Genomic DNA, 16,320 nt, shown 5'->3' with positions numbered 1-16,320 from the left:
CGATCATGAACCGATACCCGGTCTGGAAGTACGCGATCCTTGTGGTCGCGCTACTCATTGGGGTGATCTACACCCTGCCCAATTTCTTCGGCGAGGCCCCTGCGGTGCAGGTGTCCTCGGCCAAATCCACCGTCAAGGTCGACGAGGGCGTGCTAGCCCGCGTGCAAAGCGCGCTGCAGGCGGCCTCGCTGTCGCCCGACATCCTGAGCCTGGAAGGCACATCCGTGCGCGCGCGCTTCAACACGCCGGACGAACAGCTCAAGGCCAAGGACGTGATCGAGCGTGCGCTGATCACCGACGCATCCGACCCCACCTACATCGTGGCGCTGAACCTGGTGTCGCGTTCGCCGCAGTGGCTGTCGTCCCTGGGCGCACACCCCATGTACCTGGGTCTGGACTTGCGCGGTGGCGTGCACTTCATGCTGCAGGTGGACATGCAGGCCGCGCTGACCAAGCGTGCCGATTCGCTGGCTGGTGACCTGCGCACCATGATGCGCGACAAAAACATCCGCCACGGCGGCATCAACCGCGATGGCCAGGCGATCGAGATCCGCCTGCGCGACGACGCCAGCATGACGGCGGCCCGCAACCTGATTGCGGACCAGTTCCCGGACTTGCAAGTGGCCGAAGCCAGCACCGGCGCCGATGGCCGCCTGCGCGCCACCATCAAGCCCGAATCCCTGCGCAAGGTGCAGGAGCAGGCGCTCAAGCAGAACATCACCACGTTGCACAACCGGATCAACGAGCTGGGCGTGGCCGAGCCCGTGATCCAGCAGCAAGGCCTGGACCGCATCGTGGTCCAGCTGCCGGGCGTGCAGGACACGGCCAAGGCCAAGGACATCCTGGGCCGCACTGCCACCCTGGAGCTGCGTCTGGTCGACGAATCCACCGAGGGCCGCGCCGCCGAGATGGGCTCTGGCAATGTGCCGTTTGGCTCTGAGCGCTACCTGGACCGCAACGGCAACGCTGTGATCGTCAAGAAGCAGGTCATCCTGACCGGCGAGAACCTGACCGACGCCCAGCCCGGCTTCGACAGCCAGACCCAGGAGCCCACGGTGAACCTGGTGCTGGACGCCAAGGGCGCGCGCATCTTCAAGGACATCACGCGCGAGAACATCAACAAGCGCATGGCCATCATCCTGTTCGAAAAGGGCAAGGGCGAGGTCGTGACGGCACCGGTGATCCGCTCGGAAATCGGGGGCGGCCGCGTGCAGATCTCGGGCCGCATGACCACCGTGGAAGCCAATGACACCTCGCTGCTGCTGCGTGCGGGTTCGCTGGCAGCGCCCATGGAGATCATCGAGGAATACACCATCGGCCCCAGCCTGGGTGCCGAGAACATCGACCGTGGCATCAACTCGGTGGTCTGGGGCTTCATCGCCATCGCCATCTTCATGTGCATCTACTACCACCTGTTCGGGGTGTTCTCCACCGTGGCGCTGGGGGTGAACGTGTTGTTGCTGATGGCCATCCTGTCCATGTTGCAGGCCACGCTGACGCTGCCCGGCATTGCCGCGATGGCGCTGGCGATTGGTGTGGCGATCGACTCCAACGTGCTGATCAACGAGCGCATCCGCGAAGAGCTGCGCTCGGGCATGTCGCCGCAGGCGGCGATCCACGCCGGCTATGACCGTGCCTGGGCCACCATCCTGGACTCGAACCTGACCACCCTGATCGTGGGCCTGGCCCTGCTGGCCTTCGGCTCCGGCGCGGTGCGTGGCTTTGCCGTGGTGCACTGCATCGGCATCGCCACCAGCATGTTCTCGGCCGTGTTCTTCTCGCGCGGTCTGGTGAACCTCTGGTACGGCCGCCAGAAGAAGCTCAAGAGCGTGTCCATCGGCACCATCTGGCGCCCTGACGGCTCGGCCGTCGAAGAAGCGAAGTAAAGGAGGAAGACATGGAACTCTTCCGTATCCGCAAAGACATTCCGTTCATGAAGCACGCGTTGGTGCTCAACGCGATCTCCATCGTCACCTTCGTGCTGGCGGTGTTCTTCCTGGTGACCAAGGGGCTGCACCTGTCCGTGGAATTCACCGGCGGCACGGTCATGGAGGTGGCGTACAGCCAGCCTGCCGACCTGGAGAAGGTGCGCAACACCATCCAGGCCAAGGGCTACACCGACGTGACGGTGCAGAACTTCGGGACGGCGCGCGACGTGATGATCCGCATGCCCGTGCAAAAGGACGTGACCTCGGCGCAGCAGAGCGAGCAGGTGATGGTGGCGCTGAAGGCCGAGGACCCCGAGGTGACCCTGCGTCGCACCGAGTTCGTCGGCCCCTCCGTGGGCGAGGAACTGGTGACCAACGGTTTGCTGGCTCTGGGCGTGGTGATGCTGGGCATCATCGTCTACCTGGCCTTCCGTTTCGAGTGGAAGTTCGGCGTGGCCGCCGCCTTCGCCAACTTCCACGACGTGGTGATCATCCTGGGCTTCTTCGCGTTCTTCCAGTGGGAGTTTTCGCTGCCCGTGCTGGCCGGCGTGCTGGCGGTGCTGGGTTACTCGGTCAACGAGTCGGTGGTGGTGTTCGACCGGATCCGCGAAACCTTCCGCAAGCAGCGCAAGATGGACACCAAGGCCGTGATCAACCACGCCATCACCTCCACCATGAGCCGGACCATCATCACCCACGCGTCGACCGAAGCCATGGTGCTGGCCATGTTCTTCTTTGGGGGGCCCAGCCTGCACTACTTCTCGCTGGCGCTGACCATCGGCATCTTGTTCGGCATTTATTCGTCCATCTTCGTGGGCGCCGCCATCGTGATGTGGCTGGGCGTCAAGCGCGAAGACCTGGTCAAGCCGACCAAGCAGGAGCAGGACCCGAACGATCCCAACGCCGGGGCCGTGGTCTGATCCCGCGGCGGCCCACCGGTCATCGACAGCAAAAAGGCACCCTAGGGTGCCTTTTTTCATGGCCGTGTCAGCCGTGCGCCGTGCGCTGGAACAGCCCGCCAGGCAGGCGGGACAGCCAGCCCTCCAGCTCCAGCTCCAGCAACTGGGCCTGCAACTCGGCCGCCCCCCAGCCGGTGCGGGCGGACAAGGCATCCAGTCCGATGGGGTCGTAGCCCATGGCCTGCAGCAGCTGGTGCTCGGCGGCAGCGGGGGCGCTGGTCGTGGCATCGCTCGCTGCTGGGGGGCGCTGGCTGCTGGGGCCCTGCAGTTCCTCCAGGATGTCCTGCGCGCAGGTGACCAGCTTGGCGCCCTGCTGGATCAGGGCATGGCAGCCGCGGGACTGTGGGGCGTGGATGGAGCCCGGAATGGCGAACACCTCCCGCCCTTGCTCGGAGGCGGTGCGTGCCGTGATCAGCGAGCCGGATGCCAGCGCCGCCTCAACCACCAGGGTGCCGCAGGACAGCCCCGAGATGATGCGGTTGCGCTTGGGGAAGTTGCTGGCAATCGGTGGTGTGCCCAGCGGGAACTCGCTGAGCATGAGGCCGTGCGCGGCAATCTGGTGGGCCAGCTGCTTGTGCTGGCGCGGGTAGACCCGGTCCACCCCGGTGCCGATGACAGCGATGGTCGGCACTTCCGTGGTGTCCGCGGCGAGGGCGCCGGCGTGCGCGGCGGCGTCGATGCCCAGGGCCATGCCCGAGACGATGCACCAGCCCATGCCGGCCAGGCTGTGGGCAAACTGCCGGGCGTTGTCAGCCCCCTGGGGCGTGGGGTTGCGGGAGCCAACCATCGCCAGGCTGCGGGCGCTGTGTGTCAATGGCTGTGGACGCTGCAGCCAGCGTGCCGGTCCGGTCACATACAGCATCAACGGGGGATCGGGAATGTGCAGCAGGCTGTCCGGGTAGCGGACGTCGCCCAGTGTGACCAGGGCGTGGCTGAAACCCTCGGCAGCCCCCTGCAGCCACTGCCCGGTGGTGGACAGGGCCTGGGCAAATCCTTCGGGCGCGTGGCGCAGCTGGGCCGCCTGGGCCAGGTTGACGCAGTCCTGCAGCTCGGCGACCGAGGCCTGGAAGATGGCGGGTGCGGAGCCGAAACGTGTCAGCAGGCGGCGTGCGGCCGCGTTGCCCACGCCGGGCGTGAGGGACAGGCGCAGCCAGGCTTCCAGCTCCGGGTGTTCCAGGGGCGGAAGCGCGGCGGCCATGGGCATCACTGTGGAGAGGTCAGCCGATCACCGATTTGCACGCCGTGCTGGATGTCCATGATGAGGACGTAGGACACACGGTCGAAGCTGCGGAACACCATGGCCAGCCCGTTTTCCTCGTCGGGCAGCTTGACGGTGGCGCGTTGCGGGTCGGTCTTGTCGACCATGGTCTGGCCCTGGGTCATCAGCGACAGCACCATGCCGGGGACCACCCCGTCCTGGGTGCCCTTGTTTATGGCCACCACCTGGTGCTGGGTGCCGTAGCGCACGGCGGTGCTGCTGTACAGCGAGGCCACGTGGGCGGTCACTGGCTCCTTGGGGGCGTGTGGGACGAAGCTGAGGTACTGGCGAGGCGGCTCGGGCAGCAGGCGGTCACCGGCCAGGATTTCTTCCTTGATTCTGGTGATGTGCACGCTGGCCGGCAGGGTGGGGCTGCGCTGGGCCTTGTCGGGTGCCGGGGGGGCCGGGGTTTCGCTGCGCTCCAGCTCGGCCTGGCCCAGGTACTGGGCCTCGTAGCCCAGGATTTCCTTGGTGATCGGGTCGCGCACGGGCGTGGCCTGGCGGAACAGGCGGTAGCTGCGCGATGTGCCGGGGCTGTGCAGCAGGGGCGCATCGACCGGGCCGCGGGCATAGGCCCGATCCCCGGGCGAGAGCATGATGCGTTCGTTGTCGCCGGCGATGATGCGGGGCGCGCGCTGCAGCGTGTCGGTGTTGATGACCAGGGGCTCGGTCAGGAACGGCTCAATCAGGTGCATCTGCAGCGTGGGCAGGGCCAGGTCCGACAGGCTCTCGCTGCGCACCCGGGGGGTCAACTTCACGGTGGGGGTGCCGGTGCCGCGCGTGCTGCTCAGGCGGGCATAGCCCCCGGATTTCTCCAGGTACAGCACCTGGCCGGGGTAAATCAGGTGCGGGTTGGCAATCGCCTGCAGGTTCATGCCCCACAGCTCCGGCCAGCGCCAGGGCTGGCGCAGGTACAGCCCGGCAATGCGCCACAGCGTGTCGCCGGACTGCACGGTGTAGCTGTCGGGGGCGTTCGGGTTCAGCGCGGCCAGGGGCACGCCTTGCTGTGCCACTTGCTGGGCGGTGGCGCGCTGCGCCGCGGTGACCGGAAAGGAGGGTTGGGCCTGTGTCGCAGCCGTGGCACCGCAAAGCAGGGTGCCGATGGCCCAGATCCAAGTGGTGGCAGTTCCCTTCATGTTTCTTCCCTCTCCTTGGTGCAGGCTTTTGGCTGCTGTGCAACGAATCATCCTGGCAGATTCTCATTCCAAGGCCTTGATTGGGCAATGCATATCGGTGCCAGGGGCTGCGTCATTTCAAGAAAGTGGCGAAAATAGCGACAAATTTTCTGAACTTGCCATGGCCTTACTTCCGATTCTTTGCTTCCCCGATCCCCGCCTGCACAAGGTCGCCCAACCTGTGAAGCAGGTGGACGCGCGCATCCGCAAGCAGATCGAGGACATGTTTGAGACCATGTATGACGCCAACGGCATCGGTCTGGCGGCCACGCAGGTGGATTTCCACGAGCGCCTGATCGTCATCGATGTCTCGCAGGACCGCGACCAGCCCCTGGTGCTGATCAATCCGGAGCTGGTCTGGGCCAGCGACGAAAAGCAGGTGGGCGAGGAAGGCTGTCTGTCCGTGCCCGGCATTTACGACGGTGTGGAGCGCTCCACGGCCGTCAAGGTGAAGGCCCTGGACGAAAACGGCGCCAGCCGCGAGATCGAGGCCGAAGGCCTGCTGGCCATCTGCATCCAGCACGAGATGGACCACCTGATGGGCAAGGTGTTCGTGGAATACCTGTCGCCCCTCAAGCGCAACCGCATCAAGACCAAGCTGGTCAAGATGCAGAAGCAGGCGGCCCACTGATGGCGGTGCGCCCAGGGCAGGCCCAAGGGTGGCGCTGGGCGTGGGTGGTGGCCGGCTGCATGGCCTTGTCCGCCTGCATGGTGCCGCAGTGGCAAAAGCCCGGCACACCGGCCGCGCAGATTGCGCAGGGCATGGGGGCGCCGCAGGTCCAGGTGCCCCTGGTCGATGGCGGCGAACGCTGGGTCTACAGCTTCCAGCCGGCGGGCCAGCAGGTCTACCACATGGTGATGGATGGGCAGCAGCGCCTGCTGCGCGTGGAGCAGGTGCTGCAGGAGGCCTATTTCCAGCGCTTGCGCGTGGGGGTGGACGACCGCCAGAGCGTGCTGGATTTCTTCGGACGCCCTGCGCTGGTCGAGGGTGTCGCCAACTTCAAAGGCGATATCTGGACCTACCGGATTCGCGAAAATGGCATCGACCGCCAGGCGCACGTGTTCCTCGATCCGCAGGGCGTGGTGCGCCGCGTCATGTTCACCGACGAGCGGCGCCTGGACGACGATACGCGCCCTTGAAGACTCCGCCTGCTGCACCGGTGGTCGGCCCGGTAGCGCGGCAACTGGCAGTTTTGCCTTGGATGGAACGCATGAGAGTGATTTTTGCTGGCACGCCCGATTTTGCGCGTGTGGCGCTGGAACGCCTGCTGCAGGCAGGTTTTGAGGTCCCGCTGGTGCTGACCCAGCCCGATCGCCCCGCAGGCCGCGGCATGAAGCTGCAGGCCTCGCCCGTCAAGCAGTGCGCCCAGGCGCACGGCATCCCGGTGGCGCAGCCCCTGAGTCTGCGCCTGGACGGCAAATACCCCGAGGACGCCACTGCCGCGCGCCAGGCCCTGCTGGAGGCCCGCGCCGATGTGATGGTGGTGGCCGCCTATGGCCTGATCCTCCCGCAATGGGTGCTGGACCTGCCACCGCGCGGCTGCCTGAACATCCACGCCTCACTGCTGCCGCGCTGGCGCGGGGCGGCACCCATCCACCGCGCCATCGAGGCCGGCGACGCCGAGACCGGTGTGACCATCATGCAGATGGACATCGGCCTGGACACCGGCGACATGTGCCTGATCGAGCGCCTGCCGATCACCGCCAGCGACACCACGGCCAGCCTGCACGACAAGCTGGCCGACCTGGGGGGGCGCATGATCGTCGAGGCGCTGGAGATGAGCGCCTGCGGCGGCCTGCCGCGCACCCCCCAGCCGGCCGAGGGCGTGACCTATGCCCACAAGATCGAGAAAGCCGAAAGCTGGATGGACTGGCGCCTGTCGGCCGACGCACTCGACCGCCGCCTGCGCGCCTTCAACCCCTTCCCGGGGGGCGCCACGCAAGCGGGCGACGAGGTCATCAAGCTGTGGGCGGCCGTGCCCCAGGCCTATGCCGGATCGGCCCTGCCGGGCACCGTGCTGGCCGCGGATGCCGATGGCGTGGTGGTCGCCTGCGGCCAGGGGGCCTTGTGCCTGACGCAACTGCAGCGCGCGGGCGGCAAGCGCTTGCCGGCGGCGGACTTCCTGCGCGGCTTTGAGCTGCCCGTGGGCGCGGTGCTGACCCAGCCTGCCGACGCCTGAACATGTCGGTGCATTCCATGAGACAGCGCGTGCAGGGGATTGCGCGCGATCCGGCCTATCGCCAGGGTGTGCAGGCCGTGCTGGCCACCATGCTGGGGATTGCCGCCTGGGGCCTGGTGACGGGCGTGGCCATGGTCAAGAGCGGCATGTCGGTGCCGCTGGCGATCTTCATGTCGCTGACCGTCTACGCCGGCAGTGCCCAGCTGGCGGTGCTGCCGCTGATGGTGGTGGGCGCGCCCCTGTGGGTGGTGTGGTTCACGGCCATCTGCGTGAACCTGCGCTTCGTCATCCTGAGCAGCATGTGGCGCCACTATTTCAGCCACCTGCGCCGTCCGCACCGCCTGGCGCTGGGCTATTTCAGCGGGGACGTGATCTTCGTGGCCTTCAGCCAGCGGTTCAGCACCCCGGAGAAAACGCCGGAGCAGCTGCCCTTCTTCTGGGGCGCGGCCACGGTCAACTGGCTGTCGTGGCAGATCGCCTCGATTGCCGGCATCCTGCTGGCGCATGCCATCCCGCTGGAGTGGGGCCTGGGCTTTGCCGGCGTGCTGGCGCTGCTGGGCGTGCTGTACTCCATGCTCAAGGATGCGGCCACCTGGATGGCCTGCGTGGTGGCCTGCGGCGCGGCGGTGGCGGCGTTTGCGCTGCCACTGAAGCTCAACATCCTGGTGGCGATTGCCGCGGCCGTGACGGCCGGGCTGTTGATGGAGGCGGCCGAGCGCCGCGCCCAGCGCCTGCGCCCGCAGCCAGCCATCCGCCCGCCCGACCCCGCCCGGGGCGAAAAGCACCCTGTCATGCCATTGCCCGGGCATGCCGACACCAAGGAGCCGCGATGAGCACCGCTGTGATGACGGGCTGGGAGCCCTGGGTGGCCTCCGTCGGCCTGGCGCTGGTGACCCTGGTCACGCGCGCCTTCTTCATGATTCCCGAGCGCGAAGTGCCCATGCCCGAATGGTTCAAGCGCGGACTCAAGTACGCGCCGCTGGCGGCGCTGGCGGCGGTGATTGCGCCCGAGCTGGTGATGCAGCAGGGCGCCCTCATCACCAGGCTGGCCGATGCCCGCCTGCCTGCCGCACTGTGCGCCACCGCCTACTTCTGGTGGCAGCGTGGCATCCTGGGCACCATCGTGATCGGCATGGCCGTGTACCTGCCGCTGCACATTGGCTGGGGCTGGTAGCCGTCGCTTCAGAAAAAAGAGCTGCCAGCGCGCTTCCATCCAGCATTTCAATGCTGAAAGCCTTGAAAATGACTGCAGGGTGTGCGTAGGCAGCTATACCTTTTAAGTCCGCCCCTCGACGGCACGCTCGGCATAGCGCGTGAAGCGCCAGGCCTGGCCTTCGTCGGTGATGCGCCGCCACACGGCGCGCTTGGCGTACGGGCTCAACCCGGGCCAAAGCTGCACCTCGGCAAAGCTGCGGCCACAGCCCTTGCACTGGTCATCGCCCTGGCTGGTCGAGCAGATCGCGATGCAGGGCGTGTCCGGCTGCGTGTCGTACCAGGCCAGCCAGGCCTGCAGCGCGGCGTCGGGCAGGTCCTCGATGGCAACCGCTGTGGTTTTGGCGCAAATCATGCCGGCATACACCTCGGCCAGGTGGGTGGTGGCCGGCGCCAGTGCCGCGCCGGTGCCCGCAGGGCTGCGATCGCGCCAGTAATTGATGGCGGCTTCCAGATCCGTGATGTGAATGCTTTCCATGACGGCGACAGCGTACGCCAGGCACAGGCCGTCCGCTGGCGGCATCCGCAAAATCCACATGCACATTTGTGCCCACAGGACTTTGACTTGTGTTTAAATTGCGGGCTTCAAAGGGGAGTAGCTCCCTGCTGGGAGGCGCAATTCGGCCGCTCCCCGGCAGATTGACAGGTCGTCAGTACGAAGCCCATGGCTTCCGGCTTGTCAGGCAAGGTTCTGCGGGAACTTGCGGGCAAGACCTTTGGGCGACTGACTACATATGGTCTCCCAAGAAGCTCCCACAGTGCCCGGGCATTCCGCCGGGGTGACTCCCGCTTCTCTTTGGTGAGCCATGCGTAATAACTGCCGCATGGCGCTTGCGTTCGTGCGGTCTTCTACAGAGGTTTTATATGGATTTGGATTTCCTGACCCATGCCCCTTTCTGGATTGCGCTGGGGCAAATCATCATCATCGACATCCTGCTGGGTGGCGACAACGCGGTCGTGATCGCGCTGGCCTGCCGCAAGCTGCCGCCTGAGCAGCGCCGCAAGGGCATCATCTACGGCACGGCCGGTGCCATCGTGCTGCGCGTCATCCTGATCGCGTTCGCCATGGTGCTGCTGCAGCTGCCGTTCCTGAAGGTGGTGGGTGCGCTGCTGCTGGTGTGGATCGGCATGAAGCTGATTGCCCCCGAAGAGGAAAGCCACGACAACATCGAAGGCAGCGACAAGCTGTTCGCCGCCATCAAGACCATCATCGTGGCCGACCTGGTGATGTCCGTGGACAACGTGATCGCCATCGCCGGCGCGGCCCAGAGCTCGGGCGAGCACCAGTTGCTGCTGATCATCCTGGGTCTGCTGATCTCCATCCCGATCATCGTGTGGGGTTCGCAGCTGGTCATCAAGCTGATGGAACGTTACCCTCTGATCATCGTCGCCGGCGGCATGCTGCTGGGCTGGATTGCCGGCGGCATGCTGGTGACCGACCCGCTGTTTGTGAACCCCGACCAGTGGACCTGGGCGCCCAAGCTGCTGGACTACAACGCTGAAACCAAGATGGCCGTGTTCAACGCGTCCATGCCCATCTACTGGGTGGCCCACGTGGGTGGTGCACTGCTGGTGCTCGCCATCGGCAAGATGGTGGCTGCCAAGCAGAAGAAGTCTGAAGCGGCCCACTAAGCCCTGTGATAGGCCGGCAGCCCCGTGTGCGGGCTGCTGAGCAGATCCCCGCAGCCCTGCTGGTGGCGGCAAATGGAACCTCAGGCCCATTTGTGAGTCCCAGCAGGGTTGTTTTTTCTTTACGAAGTCACCAAGGAGGGGTGCATGGACACCATCATCGTCTACGTAGATGACGCAGAGTACGCCAAACCATTGCTGCAGGCCATGGCCCAGGCACCGGGTGCGGACCGCCGCCACTGCGTGCTGGTGGCATGCGCGCCCCGCATCACGCACCGCGTCAGCCGCTTTGTCAGCAACCGCGCGCGAGAACTGGCGCAACAAGTGGGCCGACAAGCTGTTCGAAGCCTGTGCGCCCGCGCTGGCCCAGGGCAGTGGCCTGCAGGTCAGCACGATGCTGGCGCGTGGACCGCTGCCGGACGTGCTGGCCCAGCTGCAAGCCGAGCATGGCACGGCCGCACAGGTCGTGGACCTGCGCCGTCCCAAGCTGGAAGTGGCCGCCCCCAAGGCCGAGGGACCGATGCTGCGCAAACTGGCCGGCACCCTGGCCGGCATTGGCGCGCTGTGGAGCGTGTTGATCGGCGAGACACTGGCGGCTTAAGCCTCCAGCGCCCATGTGCTAGCCCGGGATGCCGTGACGGCATCGCCGGGCTTTTTTGTCGCCTGGCCGTGCCGAGCCCAAGCGGCCGCTTGGGGCCTGGGATCACGCGCCAACACTTGCGGGGGGCGGTTGGTGTGTGTCCAGGGACCAGGCTTGTGGCATGCACCACGCTGCTATGCTGTGGTGCATGAAACTCTTGCTCAAATGGTTGTTGAATGCCGGGGCCCTGCTCCTGGTAGCGGCAGTCTTCAGTGGCGTGCAGGTGGCGAGCTATGCCTCGGCCCTGTGGGCCGTGGTGGTGATCAGCTTGCTGAACACGTTGGTGCGCCCCGTGCTGGTCTTGCTGACCTTGCCGGTGACTTTGCTGACCGTGGGCCTGTTCCTCTTTGTCGTCAACGGACTGATGCTGTGGGCCGCGTCGGGCTTGCTCGGCGGCCTGCATGTGACGGGCTTTTGGGCCGCCGTCTGGGGAGCGATTCTGTTCTCCCTGTTGGGCATGGCCATCGACTCACTTCTCGCGCGCCTGTTCCCGCAATAAGGCTTCCACGGCGCGCAGGCGGGTGTCGATAATCGAAACCTCGATGTAGTCGGCGGTGCCCTGGCTGCGCCGCGCGGCATCCTGGCCGGCCTTGAAGCGGTCCACGGCCGCCGCGTAGTCGTAATGCGCCGCATGAGCCTCGGCTTCCGCACGGATGGCACGCAGCGTTTGGTGCTGCGCCTGCCAGGCCTGCGACAGCAGGCGCCAGGCGGCGGCATCGTGCGGGTGTGTGACCACCCAGGTCTGCAGGCGTTCCGCCACGGGCTGGGCCTGCCCGGTGGCCAGCAAGGCCTGGCCGGCCAGCAGCAGCTGAGGGCGCGGCACATCGCCCCGCAGGTTGGTATCACCCAGGGCGCGCAGGGCCGCCTGGGGCTGCTGTGCGGCCAGCTCCAGCTCGGCACCCAGCCATCGCACTTGTTGCTGGGCTGCACGGTCGCCCTGGGCCTGCGCATGGCGGCCCAGTTGGGCCCAGGCCTGGCGCGCGGCCCTCCAGTCTTTGAGCTGGATCTGGCTCAGGGCCGCTGCGTACAGCTGTCCGGCTTGATCGATGGCTGACAGCTGGGCGAACTCCGGCATCTGGGGCTGGCGGCTCCATTGGCGCAGTTTGTCCGAGCCCGGGCGGCTGAGCACCCGGGCGCGCGCCGCCATCATGGCGTGTTCCATGGTCGGCTGGGCCGCCTGCTGCTGGCCGTGCGGGATGCGCGCCTGCATGTCGGCAATGCGCTCGGTGGTCAAGGGGTGGCTGCGCAGATAGGGCCAGCTGCCGTTGTCGTTCAGGCGGCTGGCGTACTGCAGCTTCTCGAACATGCTGACAGCCCCCTGGGGGGCAAACCCGGCAGGTGCCAGCAGGCTGGAGCCAATGCGGTCGGCCTCGCGCTCCATATCGCGGGAGAAGCCCAGCTGGTTCTGGATGGCGGCCGCCTGGCCGCCGACGATCATCGCATTGGCCGCGTCGGGGCTTTTGCTGGCGGCCAGGGCGCCCAGGATCATCCCGGCAATCAACAGGGGCGTGCTCTTCTTTTCCTCGCCGATCATGCGTGCAATGTGGCGCTGGGTGACGTGTGTCAGCTCGTGGGCCATGACCGAGGCCAGCTCGTCGCGGCTGGTGACGGCGCCAATCAAGCCCAGGTGCACCCCCAGGTAGCCGCCGGGCAGCGCAAAGGCGTTGATGCTTTTGTCCCGGCCCAGCAGGACCTGCCAGGCAAAGCGCTCCTGCAGCTCCTGCGACATGTCGCCGCGGTCTTTGGAGGCCTGTACCAGGGGCAGCCAGATGTCCATCACATAGGCGTGCAGCTGGAGGTCGTCGATGTAGTCCGGGTCACGGTACAGCGAGCGGATGATGCGATCGCCCAGGCGGCGCTCCTCGCTGGTGGTGATGTCAGCGCCATCGCCCATGTTGGGGAGTGCCAATTGGGCTGACGCCGTGGGAAGGTGCAGCAAAGGGGAGGCAAGGGCCAGCACCAGCAGCGCATGGCACAGGGCAGGCGTTGCCCGGCGAGAAAGCGGAAATGTCATTGGCGATGTAAAGGCACAAGGCCGTCTGAGGCGGGGACAGACTCTTATGATGCCTGCATTGCGCCACCGTTCCCAGCTTTACCTGCCAATCTGGCAGGAGAGCGGGCGGACTTCGTGCGCGGTGCAAGCCTTGCGAGGTGCTGCACCCAAGATCCATCCCCCATCGGCGTCTGCCTGCATGCGCTGTTTCCGCTGAGGATGGTTTTTATGAACCCTGGACCCCTCCGAGCTATGAACCCCGACCAGCACCCCAACCAAGGCCTGACCCACTTTGATGCCCATGGCCAGGCACACATGGTGGATGTGGGTGGGAAAAGTACGACCCACCGCATTGCCGTGGCCGAAGGGCGCATCGTGATGCAGCCCGCCACCTTGGCCATCATCCAGAGCGGCACGGCCAAGAAGGGCGATGTGCTGGGCATTGCCCGGGTTGCCGGCATCATGGCGGCCAAGCAGACCAGTAACCTCATTCCCCTGTGCCACCCCCTGGCTCTGACGCGCGTGGCCGTGGAATTTGAATTACTACCTGAAACCCACGCCGTACGCTGTACCGCCACCTTGGAAACCCACGGCCAGACGGGGGTGGAAATGGAAGCACTCACCGCAGTCCAGATCAGCCTTTTGACCATTTATGACATGTGCAAGGCCGTGGACAAGGGTATGGTGATGGAGGGCGTGCGGGTGCTGGAAAAGCGGGGGGGGAAGTCGGGGAGTTGGACCGCAGGACCGGTGTAAGGCTTCACGGGGCTGTGATAGGTTGCAACTGGGGGTAGCGCTGTTGTAGCTGTATCCAGCCCTCTCGTACTTCCGTGCAGCGCGCACCGTCGCCGTAAATGCGGCAGATCCGGGCCAAACTTTTCCCTGCTTCTTCTGGGAAGCCGTTTAAGCCTGCAGCCAAGGCATAGCGGAACAGCACAGGGGGATAGCCAAAACGCTGGCTGACCTGTCGCATCCATTCCAACTGTTCAGCTGCCATGTTGGGTGTGGCTTCCGTACGTGCAAATTGCAAAAATGCTTGAAGCTGCGTGAGTAGTCGCAATGAGGGGGCTTCGCTGGGTATGGCTTGCATGCCGATGCGCGCAGATTCGAAGCGTAGCGTACGGTAATTGGCCTCGGCAGACAGCCAGTCCGTTGCCACCAGGGCGGCCGCCAGCGATGTAATGGCAATGCCTGTCGTGAACAGGGGCTTAGGGATACGCACCAGTCGCTGGCTTGTTTGCGAGGTGCTGGCTTCGATGCAGCCTATGAGCAAGCCAGCAGGAATCAGAAAATAGGCATATTCCAGCGGATATTCCAGCAGGCCATGCAGGCCGAGGCCCATCAGTGCCAGCAGCAGCCACCCTGTGGCTGGGGATTCGTATCCACGTATTTGTTGATAGAGCCACCAAGCTAATAGCCCGGTAAGCAGCAGGCCGATAGGCAAACCATTCCACAACACAAAATCCAAGATGAGATTGTGGCTGTGCTCGAAATATTCGATGGAAGGTGGGTGGCTCAGGGCTACAGCTTGCTGGGCCGATCCAATTTGTTGCCATCCATAGCCCCACCAGGGGTGGCGAGATATGGCATCCAGCATCGTCAGCCAATAGGCTGGGCGAGTTCCGGAGTGCATTTGGCTGCTGAAGTCACGGCCAGGGTTGAGGAGCAGCAGCTCATTCAGTGGCTGCCACAGCACAACACCCAGCGCAAACACGCTGCCCAGTAGCACCAGCCAGATGACGGTAATGCGACCACGCATGCGCAGGGACTGGATACATCCCCATGTCACCAAGAGTCCAATCTGTAGCCATCCTGTGCGCGATTGCGACAGCAACATGCCACATACCAGAAAGAGCGCACCGATCCAAAAGCTGGTTCTGTTCAATTGCCGCTGCTCATACAGCCAGAACAGGGCGCACAGGCCCATAAAGCACAGGGTGTTTAAGTGATTGGGCTGGGCCACATTCCCAAAGGGGCGGCTTCCAGGTGGTAGCTCGGCACCATAAATGCCCAGGGACAGGGCGCTAGTCCATTGCACCAGCGCGACCCCCGTGCTCAAGATTGCGGCTATGGCACAGGCGCTGGTGAATGCTCGCAGCTCCCCATTAGGTTGCTGGTATTGGTTTGGGGAGAGCCGATGTCCTAGGCAGACAGCTAGCAGCCCTAAGGCCGCGTACAGGCTGACCATGACGGCATCCCCCATGAAAAACAAGTGGCCCGTCGCCAGTTGTAGCCATGGGAGCGCGGCGGTCAGCGCAAAGAAGCAAGCGATGGGGCGAGAAGTGCTGGGCGAAGGCCCAGAGGTGCGCAGACTAAAAATCGCAAACAGCAGCAGCCCAGCGATGGAGATGGCTTCATTCCATGCGGACAGCCAGGGGAAGTAATGGTTGGGGGCCAACCATCCTAAAAATATGCACCCGCTGAAAATGTATGCCATGGCTGAGTAAATGAAAAAGAGCGTGCATAGCACGCTCTTTGTTTAAGTGTTCGTTAACCGTTTAAGGGGCGTTAAAAGGGGGTCTTGCACGAACCAGGCAGGTACTTCAGGATCGCATCGCCAGATGTTGCGCCGCATGCCCATTGGTTGACTTGTACTGGTGCCGCTGTCGCGACCAAGGGATCACCGGATGCATCGCGAGGCTCCAAAATGACTTGGTGGGTGTCGATATTGGATTCTCCGAAGCCTTGCGCGGTCACAATGATTCGACCGTTGTCAGTAGTTGCCACGCGGGCTACGTACTTGCTGGGTGCGGAAGCGCCCGACGCAGTCTCACAGCCCCAGTTGCCCTCGGTCGGCATGGCAGCGGATGTACCGGTCTGGTACACCTCCGTAATGGTAGTGCGGCAGCCGGAAGCGGCCAGGATCACCTCAGACATCTTTGCCTTCAAGGTGTAGTCCTTGTAAGCTGGCAGGGCCACCGCCGCCAAAATACCGATGATCGCCACCACGATCATCAGTTCGATCAGGGTGAAACCCTGTTGCATCGTACGCTTCATGAAAAGCTCCTTGGAGTGAAGAAAAATTAAATCCGCAGGACTTGCTGCAAACGCCGTGCCAGCGAGGGGTGGCCGGAAAATGGGGCGTTAGTCCTTGTTGTTGAAAAATTTGCTTGCAATTCGGCGTGAAATGTCACTTCTTGGGGGTGGTCTGTGCTTTGGGGGGTGACGTTTTTGTCATGCGGTTATATGTCTATTGAAAAGATAGCTGTCTGCGCGCATCAAACAAGCTTTTCAAGCGTCAATCGCATCGCATTTTTTTTGGAACATGCAGAGCCTGCTCTACTTTTTGAGTCAACCAGATGCTGCTGGCCGGGCCGTGGCGCCAACCGCTCTGTAGCGCGCTGTA

At 64.6% G+C, this 16,320-nt stretch carries 16 protein-coding genes and 1 pseudogene; 11 read left to right on the top strand and 6 right to left on the bottom strand.

Features of this window, described 5'->3' with window-relative positions:
• Window positions 1-5 precede the first annotated feature (5 nt).
• Both secD and secF read left to right on the top strand, forming a co-directional pair.
• Complete coding sequence (gene secD, locus CA2_RS14120; RefSeq protein WP_042418581.1) at window positions 6-1,886, top strand: protein translocase subunit SecD; 1,881 nt, start codon at window positions 6-8, stop codon at window positions 1,884-1,886.
• An 11-nt stretch (window positions 1,887-1,897) separates the two neighbouring features.
• Entirely contained in the window at window positions 1,898-2,848 is a 951-nt protein-coding gene (secF, locus tag CA2_RS14115) for a protein translocase subunit SecF (protein ID WP_042418577.1), read from the top strand.
• A 67-nt stretch (window positions 2,849-2,915) separates the two neighbouring features.
• Here secF and dprA read toward each other — a convergent pair whose 3' ends face one another.
• Window positions 2,916-4,064: a DNA-processing protein DprA gene (gene dprA, locus CA2_RS14110; protein WP_042418631.1), complete on the bottom strand. Its 1,149-nt coding sequence runs from the start codon at window positions 4,062-4,064 to the stop codon at window positions 2,916-2,918.
• A gap of 26 nt (window positions 4,065-4,090) precedes the next feature.
• Complete coding sequence (locus CA2_RS14105) at window positions 4,091-5,281, bottom strand: LysM peptidoglycan-binding domain-containing protein (RefSeq protein ID WP_042418574.1); 1,191 nt, start codon at window positions 5,279-5,281, stop codon at window positions 4,091-4,093.
• Between the two features lie 160 nt (window positions 5,282-5,441).
• Between CA2_RS14105 and def the strand changes: the two genes are divergently transcribed.
• The 5 genes from def (at window position 5,442) to CA2_RS14080 (ending at window position 8,674) form a co-directional block, all read left to right on the top strand.
• A complete protein-coding gene (gene def, locus CA2_RS14100) occupies window positions 5,442-5,951 on the top strand; it encodes a peptide deformylase (protein ID WP_042418571.1) in 510 nt (169 codons plus the stop codon).
• Window positions 5,952-6,010: 59 nt separating this feature from the next.
• Window positions 6,011-6,460: a hypothetical protein gene (locus CA2_RS14095; protein ID WP_370513797.1), complete on the top strand. Its 450-nt coding sequence runs from the start codon at window positions 6,011-6,013 to the stop codon at window positions 6,458-6,460.
• 71 nt (window positions 6,461-6,531) lie between these two features.
• Window positions 6,532-7,500 carry a methionyl-tRNA formyltransferase gene (gene fmt / locus CA2_RS14090; protein ID WP_042418628.1) on the top strand — a complete coding sequence of 323 codons (969 nt, stop codon included), beginning with the start codon at window positions 6,532-6,534 and terminating at the stop codon, window positions 7,498-7,500.
• Between the two features lie 17 nt (window positions 7,501-7,517).
• Window positions 7,518-8,333, top strand: a complete 816-nt coding sequence (locus CA2_RS14085) for an AzlC family ABC transporter permease (RefSeq protein WP_439708937.1) — start codon at window positions 7,518-7,520, stop codon at window positions 8,331-8,333.
• On the top strand, window positions 8,330-8,674 hold the full coding sequence (locus CA2_RS14080) for an AzlD domain-containing protein (RefSeq protein WP_245620965.1): 345 nt from the start codon (window positions 8,330-8,332) through the stop codon (window positions 8,672-8,674). The genes CA2_RS14085 and CA2_RS14080 overlap by 4 nt, the downstream gene beginning before the upstream one ends.
• Before the next feature lie 102 nt (window positions 8,675-8,776).
• On the opposite strand, the gene CA2_RS14075 is transcribed toward CA2_RS14080, so the two are convergent.
• Window positions 8,777-9,190 carry a DUF3717 domain-containing protein gene (locus CA2_RS14075; protein WP_042418622.1) on the bottom strand — a complete coding sequence of 138 codons (414 nt, stop codon included), beginning with the start codon at window positions 9,188-9,190 and terminating at the stop codon, window positions 8,777-8,779.
• A gap of 386 nt (window positions 9,191-9,576) precedes the next feature.
• Between CA2_RS14075 and CA2_RS14070 the strand changes: the two genes are divergently transcribed.
• From CA2_RS14070 to CA2_RS14060, 3 genes and pseudogenes are all read left to right on the top strand, one after another.
• On the top strand, window positions 9,577-10,344 hold the full coding sequence (locus CA2_RS14070; RefSeq protein ID WP_042418560.1) for a TerC family protein: 768 nt from the start codon (window positions 9,577-9,579) through the stop codon (window positions 10,342-10,344).
• Between the two features lie 144 nt (window positions 10,345-10,488).
• A pseudogene (locus tag CA2_RS14065) lies at window positions 10,489-10,942 on the top strand (hypothetical protein).
• A 187-nt stretch (window positions 10,943-11,129) separates the two neighbouring features.
• Complete coding sequence (locus tag CA2_RS14060; RefSeq protein ID WP_042418619.1) at window positions 11,130-11,480, top strand: phage holin family protein; 351 nt, start codon at window positions 11,130-11,132, stop codon at window positions 11,478-11,480.
• On the opposite strand, the gene CA2_RS14055 is transcribed toward CA2_RS14060, so the two are convergent.
• Window positions 11,451-12,995, bottom strand: coding sequence for a M48 family metalloprotease (locus CA2_RS14055; RefSeq protein ID WP_052369949.1), 1,545 nt, complete (start codon window positions 12,993-12,995; stop codon window positions 11,451-11,453). The genes CA2_RS14060 and CA2_RS14055 overlap by 30 nt on opposite strands.
• A gap of 231 nt (window positions 12,996-13,226) precedes the next feature.
• Here CA2_RS14055 and moaC point away from each other — a divergent pair, with 231 nt between their 5' ends.
• Entirely contained in the window at window positions 13,227-13,730 is a 504-nt protein-coding gene (gene moaC, locus CA2_RS14050) for a cyclic pyranopterin monophosphate synthase MoaC (RefSeq protein ID WP_042418557.1), read from the top strand.
• Window positions 13,731-13,734: 4 nt separating this feature from the next.
• On the opposite strand, the gene CA2_RS14045 is transcribed toward moaC, so the two are convergent.
• Both CA2_RS14045 and CA2_RS14040 read right to left on the bottom strand, forming a co-directional pair.
• Window positions 13,735-15,411: a PglL family O-oligosaccharyltransferase gene (locus CA2_RS14045; protein WP_042418554.1), complete on the bottom strand. Its 1,677-nt coding sequence runs from the start codon at window positions 15,409-15,411 to the stop codon at window positions 13,735-13,737.
• A 71-nt stretch (window positions 15,412-15,482) separates the two neighbouring features.
• Window positions 15,483-15,971, bottom strand: coding sequence for a pilin (locus CA2_RS14040; RefSeq protein WP_042418551.1), 489 nt, complete (start codon window positions 15,969-15,971; stop codon window positions 15,483-15,485).
• Between the last annotated feature and the right edge of the window lie 349 nt (window positions 15,972-16,320).

The sequence above is a fragment of the Comamonas aquatica NBRC 14918 genome, from assembly GCF_000739875.1.
GTDB classification, from domain to species: Bacteria; Pseudomonadota; Gammaproteobacteria; order Burkholderiales; family Burkholderiaceae_C; genus Comamonas; species Comamonas aquatica.
The sequence above is the reverse complement of the archived record's forward strand: the minus strand, read 5'-3'. Positions and strand labels throughout refer to the sequence as shown.